Source organism: Xanthomonas sp. SHU 199, assembly GCF_000364665.1.
Classification (GTDB): domain Bacteria; phylum Pseudomonadota; class Gammaproteobacteria; order Xanthomonadales; family Xanthomonadaceae; genus Xanthomonas_A; species Xanthomonas_A sontii.
Window position 1 is genome coordinate 1 of sequence record NZ_AQOI01000207.1, and the last position, 10,380, is coordinate 10,380.

At 69.4% G+C, this 10,380-nt stretch carries 10 protein-coding genes; 4 read left to right on the forward strand and 6 right to left on the reverse strand.

The window, feature by feature from the left end:
• From D183_RS0108440 to tsaD, 6 genes are all read right to left on the reverse strand, one after another.
• Window positions 1–1,378 (reverse strand): glycoside hydrolase family 3 N-terminal domain-containing protein (locus D183_RS0108440; protein WP_017908618.1); only part of this gene is annotated, 1,378 nt, incomplete at its 3' end.
• 258 nt (window positions 1,379–1,636) lie between these two features.
• Window positions 1,637–2,578: an alpha-E domain-containing protein gene (locus D183_RS0108445; protein ID WP_017908619.1), complete on the reverse strand. Its 942-nt coding sequence runs from the start codon at window positions 2,576–2,578 to the stop codon at window positions 1,637–1,639.
• Window positions 2,578–4,026, reverse strand: a complete 1,449-nt coding sequence (locus D183_RS0108450; protein WP_017908620.1) for a circularly permuted type 2 ATP-grasp protein — start codon at window positions 4,024–4,026, stop codon at window positions 2,578–2,580. The genes D183_RS0108445 and D183_RS0108450 overlap by 1 nt, the downstream gene beginning before the upstream one ends.
• 79 nt (window positions 4,027–4,105) lie before the next feature.
• Window positions 4,106–5,425 (reverse strand): mechanosensitive ion channel family protein, encoded by a 1,320-nt coding sequence (locus D183_RS0108455; RefSeq protein WP_017908621.1) that lies wholly within the window; start codon window positions 5,423–5,425, stop codon window positions 4,106–4,108.
• Entirely contained in the window at window positions 5,422–5,775 is a 354-nt protein-coding gene (folB, locus tag D183_RS0108460; protein ID WP_017908622.1) for a dihydroneopterin aldolase, read from the reverse strand. The genes D183_RS0108455 and folB overlap by 4 nt, the downstream gene beginning before the upstream one ends.
• A gap of 62 nt (window positions 5,776–5,837) precedes the next feature.
• The gene (gene tsaD, locus D183_RS0108465; protein ID WP_017908623.1) at window positions 5,838–6,920 is read right to left on the reverse strand and encodes a tRNA (adenosine(37)-N6)-threonylcarbamoyltransferase complex transferase subunit TsaD; all 1,083 of its coding nucleotides are present in this window, start codon (window positions 6,918–6,920) and stop codon (window positions 5,838–5,840) included.
• A 122-nt stretch (window positions 6,921–7,042) separates the two neighbouring features.
• On the opposite strand from tsaD, the gene rpsU reads away from it, so the two are divergent.
• The 4 genes from rpsU to dnaG all read left to right on the forward strand — a co-directional run.
• Window positions 7,043–7,258 (forward strand): 30S ribosomal protein S21, encoded by a 216-nt coding sequence (gene rpsU, locus D183_RS0108470; RefSeq protein WP_003465342.1) that lies wholly within the window; start codon window positions 7,043–7,045, stop codon window positions 7,256–7,258.
• A 244-nt stretch (window positions 7,259–7,502) separates the two neighbouring features.
• The gene (locus D183_RS0108475) at window positions 7,503–7,949 is read left to right on the forward strand and encodes a GatB/YqeY domain-containing protein (RefSeq protein ID WP_017908624.1); all 447 of its coding nucleotides are present in this window, start codon (window positions 7,503–7,505) and stop codon (window positions 7,947–7,949) included.
• A 141-nt stretch (window positions 7,950–8,090) separates the two neighbouring features.
• The gene (locus D183_RS24310) at window positions 8,091–9,005 is read left to right on the forward strand and encodes a YihY/virulence factor BrkB family protein (protein WP_017908625.1); all 915 of its coding nucleotides are present in this window, start codon (window positions 8,091–8,093) and stop codon (window positions 9,003–9,005) included.
• Between the two features lie 71 nt (window positions 9,006–9,076).
• Window positions 9,077–10,380, forward strand: a 1,304-nt coding sequence (gene dnaG / locus D183_RS0108485; RefSeq protein WP_026144306.1) for a DNA primase, incomplete at its 3' end; no start/stop codon positions are given.

Here is a 10,380-nt window from a genome sequence, read left to right on the forward strand (position 1 = left end):
TGGCGCGCGCGGCGGCCACCGCCGCCTCGATGCCGCCGTCCAGCGGCGCTTCCAGGCCGCAGCCGGGCACCACGGTCAGCGCCTGCGCGTCGTCCAGCGCGGCGCGCACGCCGGCTTCCAGGGTCACGTAGCGGCTCTTGTCGCCGAACAGGGTCCAGCAGCCCTCGATGTTGTCGCGGTCCTGCGCGAACGGGCCGATCAGCGCGATCTTCTGGCCCTGCTTGCGCAGCGGCAGCACCGGGCCGTCGTTCTTCAGCAGCACGATCGAGCGCCGCGCCGCGTCGCGCGCCAGCGCATCGTGCGCGGCGATGTGCGACAGGTCGGCCTCGCGCGCCGGGTCCAGCGAACGGTACGGATCGTCGAGCAGGCCGATCGCCTCCTTCAGTTCCAGCACGCGGCGCACCGAGGCATCCAGCAGCGCCATCGGCACCTCGCCGTCCTCCACCAGCGACGGCAGGTGCGCGGCGTAGAAGCCGCTCTGCATGCTCATGTCCATGCCGGCCAGGAACGCCTTCTTGGTCGCGTCGCGCTCGTCGGCGGCATAGCCGTGCGCGATCAGCTCCATGTCGGCGGTGTAGTCGGAGATCACCACGCCGGGGAATTTCCATTCGCCGCGCAGGATCTCGGTCAGCAGTTCGTGGTTGGCGCTGGCCGGCACGCCGTTGATGTCGTTGAAGGAGGTCATCACGCTCAGCGCGCCGGCCTCGAAGGCGGCCTGGAACGGCGGCAGATGCACGTCGCGCAGGGTCTGCGGGGCGATGTCGACGCTGGCGTACTCCATGCCGGCGGCGACCGCGCCATAGGCGGCGAAGTGCTTGGGCGTGGCCAGCAAGGCGTCGTCGGCGCGCAGGTCCGGCCCGTGGAAGCCGCGCACGCGCGCGGCAGCGAACGCGCAGCCCAGCACCACATCCTCGCCGGCGCCTTCGGCACCGCGGCCCCAGCGCTGGTCGCGGGCGATGTCCACCGCCGGCGCGTAGGTCCAGTGGATGCCGGCGGCGGTGGCCTCGACCGCAGTGGCGCGCGCGGTGCGCTCGGCCAGTTCCGGCTCGAAGCTGGCGGCCTCGCCCAGCGGGATCGGGAACACCGTGCGCATGCCGTGGATCACGTCCGCAGCCAGGATCACCGGGATCCCCAGCCGGCTCTCCTCCAGCGCCACCTGCTGGATGCGCCGCCCCAGTTCCGCGCCGACGCCGTTGAACAGCGAGCCGACCCGGCCGGCGCGCACCTGCTGCAGCACCTCGTCGGCATTGCGGACGTTGGCTTCCGGATTCACGTCGGGGGCGAACGGGCGCACCATGTCGGCGAAGACGCCGAGCTGGCCGACCTTCTCCTCGACGGTCATGCGGGCGATGAGCGATTCGATACGATCCGAAGCCATGGGGTCCTTTGAGAAAACGTTTACATAGCCGCCAATTCTAGCTCTGCGGCCAGTCGATGGGGCAAGTTCCGGCGCCGGAATCGCCTATTCATAAAACTGTCTACCGACCGGGGCCGGCCCGGCCGCTGCGCACCATACGCCTGCGAAGGGGCGCCGCCTAGGGGGACTGGAGGGAGAGCCGGGCCCGGCTCAGCCCGGCGCTGATCCCGGATCGCCGCGGCCGGCCGCTGGCGCAGCGCACAGGCCGCCCGCCTCAGCTCAGGAGCTGAAGTAGGCCTCGGCGATGGCGCTGTGCAGGTGGCCGAGGTGGGTCTGGATCTCGTCCATGAACCCGGCCGGGTTGTGCTGTGCCAGGTACGCCGGGTCGGCATTGCGCACCAGCCCGCTGATGCGCATCAGCGCGCGCTCCACCGGCGGCCGCGGCGGCATGGTCGGCAGGATGTGCTGGGCGCGGACCAGGCAGAACTGCACGCTGCGCGGGAAGTCGTTGTTCTGCAGCAGGAACCGCAGCGCCTGCTCGCCGGTGACGCGCTGGCGCACGTGGCGGCGGTACATCTGGTAGGCGGCCTGCGCGCGCAGCACGCTCATCCACTGCATGGCCTGGTAGGCCTCGCGGTCGTCGGCCTTGCGCGGGGTGATCAGGCCCGAGGCACCGGCATCGATGATGCGCGTGGTCATGTCGGCCTGTTCGATCGCCGTGCCCAGGCGCAGGAACTGGAAGCCGATGTCGCGGCTGACGTTGGCGGTCAGCAGCCCGGACACCTTCAGGCAGGCGTCGGTCACGTGGCCCAGGAACTCCATGCGGTAACGGCGGCCGACGCTGCGCTCGCCGTTGGCGTCGATGTACAGGTGCAGGTCGTTGACCGCTTCCCAGATCTCCTGCGGCAGGGTGTCGCGGATGCTGCGCAGCAGTTCGCGCGCGTACTGCACCGAACTGCGCAGCGAGGACGGATTGCGTTCGTCCAGCAGCAGGAAGCGCACCACGTCGGCGTCGCCGACGTCGTCGCCGGCGTTGGGGAACCACAGCGCGAAGATCTCGCCGGCGCCGACCGTGTCGATCATCGGCCGCCAGGCGAAACGCACCGAGCGCGGCAGGTCCAGCTGCAGCAGGCTGCCCACCCCGACCAGCCGCGCGGTGGTCTCGGCGCGGCGCACGTAGCGGCTGAACCAGTAGAGGTTGTCGGCGACGCGCGAGAGCATCAGTCCAGCTCCTCGTCCAGGTCCACCACCCAGGTGTCCTTGGCGCCGCCGCCCTGCGAGGAATTGACCACCAGCGAGCCCTCCTCCATCGCCACCCGGGTCAACCCGCCGGTGGTCACGTAGACGTCCTCGCGGGAGAGGATGAACGGGCGCAGGTCCAGGTGCCGCGGTGCCGGCCCGGCCTCGGTCACGATCGGCGCGGTGGACAGGCCCAGGGTCGGCTGCGCGATGTAGTTGCGCGGGTCGGCCAGGATCAGCTTGCGGAACTGCTCGCGCTGGCGCGTGGTCGAGCGCGGGCCGATCAGCATGCCGTAGCCGCCGGACTCGTTGGCCGGCTTCACCACCAGCTCGTCCAAATGCTCGAGCACGTACTGGCGGTCCTTGTCGTCATGGCACAGGTAGCTGGGCACGTTGGGCAGGATCGGCTCCTCGTCCAGGTAGTAGCGGATCATCTTCGGCACGTAGGCGAACACCACCTTGTCGTCGGCCACGCCGGCGCCCGGCGCATTGGCCAGCGCCACCTTGCCGGCGCGCCAGCTGCGGATCAGCCCGGCCACGCCCAGCACCGAATCGGCGCGGAACGCCTCCGGGTCCAGGAACAGGTCGTCGACCCGGCGGTAGATCACGTCGACCCGGCGCGGTCCGTACACGGTGCGCATGTAGGTGCAGTCGTCGTCGGCCACGAACAGATCGTCGCCCTCGACCAGTTCGATGCCCATCGCCTGCGCCAGGTAGGCATGCTCGAAGTAGGCGCTGTTGAAGATGCCCGGGGTCAGCAACGCGATCACCGGCTGGTCGCCCGGGCGCGGCGACAGCGCCGCCAGGGTGTCGTAGAGCTGCGCCGGGTAATCGTCCACCGGCAGGATCGCGCTGGTCTCGAACAGTTCCGGGAACACCCGCTTGGCGACCATGCGGTTCTCGAGCATGTACGACACGCCGCTGGGGATGCGCAGGTTGTCCTCCAGCGCGTACAGCGTGCCGTCGGCGTCGCGCACCAGGTCCGAACCGCACACGTGCGCCCACACCCCCAGTGCCGGGGTTATGCCCACGCACTGCGGGCGGAAGTTCACCGAATGCTCCAGCAGCATCGCCGGGAACACCTTGTCCTTGACGATGCGCTGGGCGCCGTAGATGTCGCCGATGAACAGGTTGAGCGCGCGCATGCGCTGCTTCAGCCCGGCCTCGGTGCGCTGCCATTCGTGCAGCGGGATCACCCGCGGGATCAGGTCGAACGGCAGCGTGCGATCGACGTTACGGCCGTCGGAGTAGACGGTGAAGGTGATGCCCATGACCCGCGCGGCGACATCGGCGGCGAGCTGGCGTTCGGACAATTCGCGTCCACTGAGGCTGGACAGGTACTCGATGACCCGGCGCGCGGCCGGACGTGGCTGCCCGTCGGACTGGATCAGCTCGTCGAAGGTGGCCGTGCGGTACTTGCTCCAGTCCATCGCGCCCCTTGTTGCTGCGGGCCGGCGGCGAGAGGCGCCGGCATGTTGTCCCGCAACATGCCCGCAGACGTGACAGCCGTCAAGCCGCCGGCGGCGGCACGGCGTCCGGGGCGCGGCGGATCCGCGCGCTGTCCATGAACATCGCGTCGCTGGAGGCCTGGAACACGCGCAGGTCGAAATTGGGCAGGATCGCCAGCAGGTGATCGAACAGGTCCGCCTGGATCTGCTCGTACATCGCCCAGCGGGTGTCGTTGGCGAAGCAGTACAGCTCCAGCGGCAGGCCGTTGGCGCCCGGCTCCAGTTGCCGCACCAGCAGGGTCATGTCCTGGCGCACGTGCGGGCTGGCGCGCAGATAGTGCTCGACATAGGCGCGGAAGGTGCCGAGGTTGGTGATCCGGCGGCCGTTGATCGGCGCCACCCCACGTTCGGCGAGCGCCCCGTTCCAGGCGCCGAGTTCGTCGCGCTTGCGGTCGATGTACTCGCGCAGGACGGTCAACTGCCGCATCTGCTCGATCTCGGCAGCGTCGAGGAAGCGCACGCTGTGCTGGTCCAGGTACAGCGCGCGCTTGATCCGGCGCCCACCGGCCTCGCTCATCCCGCGCCAGTTCTTGAACGAGTCGCTGATCAGCTTCTTGATCGGGATGGTGGTGATGGTCTTGTCCCAGTTCTGGACCTTGACCGTATGCAGCGCGATGTCGATCACGTCGCCGTCGGCGTTCTGCTGCGGCATCTCGATCCAGTCGCCGACGCGGACCATGTCGTTGGAACTGATGGTGACGCTGGCCACCAGCGACAGCAGGGTGTCCTGGAACACCAGGATCAGCACCGCCATCATCGCGCCCACGCCCGACAGCAGGATCACCGGCGACTTGTCGACCAGCACCGACACCATCAGCACCGCCGCGACCACGCCGAGCACGATCTTGAGCAACTGCATGTAGCCCTTGATCGGCTTGTTGTGCGCATCCGGGCGCCGTTCGTAGACGTGGTTGAGCAGATCCAGCACCCGCGACAAGGCCAGCGCCACGGTCAGCACGATGAAGGCGGCGCAGACGTTGCGCACCACGCTGACCATCGCCGCCGGCAGGTGCGGCACCGCGCCGATGCCCAGCGACAGCACCAGCGCCGGGATCACATTGGCCAGGCGCGGGATCACGCTCAGCTTCACTTCCTTGTCGCTGAGCACGGTGGCGCGCAGCGCCCGCCGCAGCCCGCGCAGCAGGATCCGCTTGGTCACCCAGTTGGCCAGCCACGCCGCCAGCAGCAGCGCCACGATCACCATCGCGTCGTAGGCCCAGGGATACGGCGCCAGGGTGTGCTGCAGGTCGGCGAAGAAACGCGCGCCGGGCAGCGCCGCCGGCGCGGCGCTGGCGAATGGCAGCGATGCCTGCGTGCTCATGCGCGGCTGCGCTCGATGATGACCCCCACTGCCTGCGCTCCGCGCACCGCGCCCGGCTTGCTCAGCTTCAGCCGCAGCCACTGCACGTCGAATTCATGCAGCACCGCTTCCGCGCAGCGCTCGGCCAGGGTTTCCACCAGCCCGTAGCCGGACTGCTCGACCAGTTCCACCAGACGCTTGCTCACCGCCTTGTAGTTGAGCGTGTCGGCGATGTCGTCGCTGGCCGCGGGCTTGCGGTTGTCGAAGCCCATTTCCAGATCGAAGCGCAGCGTCTGCCGGATCCGCCGCTCCCAATCGTAGATGCCGATCAGCGCGTCGATTTCCAGACCTTCGATGAAGACTTTATCCATTGGGAGCAGGGATTGGGGATTGGGGATTGGGGAATGGTAAGAGCAACAGCAAAAGCAGCGCGTTACGAATCCCGAATCCCCACTCCCGAATCCCGCGCTGCCGCCAACGGCGGCAGCGTCGCCATGTCCCAGCGCGGCGTCACCTGCACCGCGGACGCGGTGTCGTGCAGGCCGGCCTGCAGGCGCAGGGCGCCGGCGAAGGCGATCATCGCGCCGTTGTCGGTGCACAACGCCGGGCGCGGGAAGCAGGCACGGCCGCCACGGGCCTGCGCCATCGCCTGCAGCTTGGCGCGCAGGCGCAGGTTGGCGCCGACGCCGCCCGCCACCACGATGGTGTCGCTGCCGGCCGCCTCCAAAGCGCGCTCGCACTTGATCGCCAGCGTGTCCACCACCGCGTCCTCGAAGCCGCGGGCGATATCGGCGCGCACCGCGTCGGACTGGTCGCTGTCGCGCCAGGCCAGCAGCACCTGGGTCTTGAGCCCGGAAAAGCTGAAGTCCAGGCCGGGCCGGTCGGTCATCGGCCGGGCGAAGCGGAAGCGCCCCGAGGTGCCCTGCGTGGCCAGCGCCGCCAGTTGCGGGCCGCCCGGATACGGCAGCCCCATCAGCTTGGCGGTCTTGTCGAAGGCCTCGCCGGCGGCGTCGTCCAGGGTCTCGCCGAGCAGGCGATAGCGGCCGATGGCCTCCACCGCGATCAACTGGGTGTGGCCGCCGGAGACCAGCAGCGCCACGAATGGCGGCGCCGGCGCGCCATGCACCGGGTCCGGATCCTCCATCAACGGCGCCAGCAGGTGGCCTTCCATGTGGTGCACGCCGATCGCCGGCACCTCCAGCGCCCAGGCCAGGGCCCGGGCCACGCCGGCACCGACCAGCAGCGCGCCGACCAGGCCCGGGCCGGCGGTGTAGGCCACCCCGTCCAGGTCGCGCACCTGCAGGCCGGCCTCGGCCAGGGTCTGGCGGATCAGCGGCAGCAACTTGCGCACGTGGTCGCGGCTGGCCAACTCCGGCACCACCCCGCCGTACTCGGCGTGCAGGGCGATCTGGCTGTACAGCGCATGCGCACGCAGCGCGGCCGCCCCGGAGCGGGTGGTGTCGTAGACGGCGACGCCGGTTTCGTCGCAACTGGATTCGATGCCGAGCACGTTCATGGGGTGCATTGTGCGGCCGAATCGGCGGCAGGCCAAACGGGGTGCTTGCAGCCGCGAAATCTGTCGCTATAATGTGCGGCTCGCCGGGCCTGACCCGGTCACCATTGTGTCCCGGAGATTCCATGCCCAGCGTTAAAGTCCGCGAGAACGAGCCCTTCGAGTTTGCGCTCCGTCGCTTCAAGCGCACCTGCGAAAAGGCCGGCGTGCTGGCCGAAACCCGCAAGCGCGAGTTCTACGAAAAGCCGACCCAGGAACGCAAGCGCAAGGCCGCTGCCGCGGTGAAGCGCCAGCTGCGTCGCACCTCGCGCGACGTCACCAAGCGCCAGCGTCTGTACTGAGGATCGCGGCCTGCGGTAGCGGGATGTGCCGGTTTCGGCATCCGCTACGGTAAGCCCACGAAGCCGGCACGCGCAAGCGTCGCCGGCTTTTTGTGCGTCTTCCACCTTGGCCAGGCGCTCCGCCCCGCGCGGGCATCGGTCCCATCCCTGTCCCTCGGCACCCGCGTGCCACCTCGGCCACGGCCTGCGCCAGCGCGCTTGCCTAGAATGCCCTTTCCCTTTTTTCTCTCCTGTGGAGCCCCTCATGACCCTCAAGCAGCAGCTCACCGACGACATGAAGGCCGCGATGAAGTCCGGCGACAAGCACAGCCTGGGCGTGATCCGGCTGATCAACGCCGCGATCAAGCAGAAGGAAGTGGACGAGCGCGTGGAGATGGACGACGCCGCGGTGATCGCGGTGATGGACAAGATGGTCAAGCAGCGCAAGGACTCGGTGAGCCAGTACGAGGCCGCCGGCCGCGACGACCTGGCCCAGGTGGAGCGCGAGGAGATCGTGGTGATCGAGCGCTATCTGCCGAGCAAGATGGGCGAGGCCGAGATCGTCGCCGCGATCCAGGCGGCGAAGGCGCAGACCGGCGCCGCTGGCCCGGCCGACATGGGCAAGCTGATGGCCGTGCTCAAGCCGATGTTGGCCGGCAAGGCCGACATGGGCCAGGTCTCGGTGCTGGTCAAGCAGCAGTTGGCCGGCTGACCGCACCGATGCGTTAGCGCGCGCGGCGGGTTTCACCCGCCTTTCGACGACGGGCTGCTACAACGCCGGCAAGCCCGCGCCCCCTTCTGCGCGCAGTGCGGGACCGGCGTTGCGACGCCGCGCGCCGAAGGTCCCGCGCCGATGTCCATGCCCCTGTCGTCCGATCGCCTGCACAAACATCTCGACCGCCTGCAGCAGAGCCTGCCGGCCGCGCTGGTGCGGCGCTTCGTCGAGATCGACGTGATGACCCAGGCGGCGTCGCTGTCGTTCTACGCGCTGCTGTCGCTGGCGCCGCTGCTGGTGCTGCTGCTGTGGCTCACCGCCTCGCTGTATCCGCAGGCGCAGGAGGCGCTGATCGCGCAGATCGGGCAACTGGCCGGGCACGGCGCGCGCGAGGTCGCGCAGACGGTGATCGACAACGCCAAGAACCAGCCCAGCGTGGGCTCGCTGGCGGGGCTGTGGAGCACCCTGTTGCTGTTCGTCGGCGCCACCGCGGTGTTTGCGCAGTTGCAGAACGCGCTGAACCTGATCTTCCGCACCGACAAGCAGCGCCTGGACGGCCTCATGGCCTGGCTGAAGAAGCGCGTGTTCTCCTTCGGCGTGGTATTCGCGCTGGGCTTCCTGCTGCTGATCTCGATGATCCTGACCACCGTGCTGCAGGTGGTGTTCGCGCGGATGCCGTCGGTGCTGCCGGCGGTCGGCTACGTCTCGACCCTGGCGATCTACGTGCTGGCCTTCGCCGTGCTCTACCACTACCTGCCCGACCGCCGCGTGGAATGGCGCCAGGCCATCATCGGCGGCGCGATCACCGCCTGCCTGTTCGTGGCCGGGCGCTACGCGATCGGCCTGTACATCGCCACCGCCGCGCCGGGCAGCGCCTACGGCTCGATGGGCGCGCTGGTGATCCTGCTGGTGTGGATCTACTACGCCACCGTGGTGTTCTTCGTCGGCGCGCTGATCACCGCGGTGATCGACGAGCGGCTGCGCTCGCACAGCAAGCTCGTCGCGGCCGGGATCGACCCGCGCAGCGCTGCGCAGGCACCGCCGACGCCCTGACCGCACGGCGCTGAACCACACGCAGGCCGCGCGGCCAGCGTGACGGCGCACGCGCGTGGCATCCTATGCGGATGGCCCGCATCCCCGACGCATTCATCGACGACCTGCTCGCACGCACCGACATCGTCGAGGTGATCGGCACGCGCGTGCCGCTGAAGCGCCAGGGCAAGGAGTACGCGGCGCGCTGCCCGTTCCACGACGAGCGTTCGGCCTCGTTCACGGTGTCGCCGACCAAGCAGTTCTACCACTGCTTCGGCTGCGGCGCGCACGGCACCGCGATCAGCTTCCTGATGAACTACGACCGCCTCGAATTCCTCGACGCGGTCGACGAGCTGGCCAAGCGCGCCGGCATGGAGATCCCACGCGACGCCCAGCAGCGTGGCGCGGCCCAGGCCGCCGGCGACGACCATCGCGACCTGTACTCCGCGCTGGAAGCGGCGGCCAAGTTCTTCCAGCGCCAGTTCGACGGCAGCGAGAAGGCGCGCGCCTACCTGGACGGCCGCGGCGTGGACGCGGAGAACCGCGTGCGCTTCCAGATCGGCTACGCCCCGGACGGCTACAGCGCGCTCAAGGACGCGCTGGGCACCGACGAGCGCCGGCTCAAGCTGCTCGACCGCGCCGGGCTGTTCTCCAAGAACGACCGCGGCCACGTCTACGACAAGTTCCGCGACCGGGTGATGTTCCCGATCTTCGACCGCCGCGGCCGGGTCATCGCCTTCGGCGGCCGCGTGCTCGACAAGGACGACGGCCCCAAGTACCTGAACTCGCCGGAGACCGCGCTGTTCCACAAGGGCCGGGAACTGTACGGCCTGTGGCAGGTGCGCCAGGCCAACCAGAAGATCGAGCGGCTGATCGTGGTCGAGGGCTACATGGACGTGGTCTCGCTGTTCCAGTTCGGCGTCACCCAGGCGGTGGCGACGCTGGGCACCGCGACCACGCCGGACCATGCCGAACTGCTGTTCCGCAACGCGCCGGACGTGTTCTTCTGCTTCGACGGCGACGCCGCCGGCCGCCGCGCCGGCTGGAAGGCGCTGGAATCGGTGCTGCCGCGGATGAAGGACGGGCGTCAGGCGTTCTTCCTGTTCCTGCCCGATGGCGAGGATCCGGACACCATCGTGCGCAAGGAAGGCGCCGCGGCCTTCGACGCGCGCCTGGTCCAGGCCACGCCGCTGTCGCAGTTCTTCTTCGACGAACTCTCGCGCGAGATCAACCTCGGCACGCTCGACGGCAAGGCGCGCCTGGCCGAACGCGCGCGGCCGATGCTGGCGCAGATTCCCGACGGCGCCTTCGGCGACCTGATGCGTCAGCGCCTGGCCGAACTCACCGGCATCGGCGCCACCACACCGGCAGTCGCCACGGCCGCGGCGAGCCGGCC

What these genes read in the sequence shown, in the direction of transcription:
- D183_RS0108445 (WP_017908619.1), bottom strand. Translation starts at nt 2,578, where the DNA reads ATGCTCTCGCGCGTCGCCGACAACCTCTACTGGTTCAGCCGCTACGTG.
- D183_RS0108450 (WP_017908620.1), bottom strand. Translation starts at nt 4,026, where the DNA reads ATGGACTGGAGCAAGTACCGCACGGCCACCTTCGACGAGCTGATCCAG.
- D183_RS0108455 (WP_017908621.1), bottom strand. Translation starts at nt 5,425, where the DNA reads ATGAGCACGCAGGCATCGCTGCCATTCGCCAGCGCCGCGCCGGCGGCG.
- folB (WP_017908622.1), bottom strand. Translation starts at nt 5,775, where the DNA reads ATGGATAAAGTCTTCATCGAAGGTCTGGAAATCGACGCGCTGATCGGC.
- tsaD (WP_017908623.1), bottom strand. Translation starts at nt 6,920, where the DNA reads ATGAACGTGCTCGGCATCGAATCCAGTTGCGACGAAACCGGCGTCGCC.
- rpsU (WP_003465342.1), top strand. Translation starts at nt 7,043, where the DNA reads ATGCCCAGCGTTAAAGTCCGCGAGAACGAGCCCTTCGAGTTTGCGCTC.
- D183_RS0108475 (WP_017908624.1), top strand. Translation starts at nt 7,503, where the DNA reads ATGACCCTCAAGCAGCAGCTCACCGACGACATGAAGGCCGCGATGAAG.
- D183_RS24310 (WP_017908625.1), top strand. Translation starts at nt 8,091, where the DNA reads ATGTCCATGCCCCTGTCGTCCGATCGCCTGCACAAACATCTCGACCGC.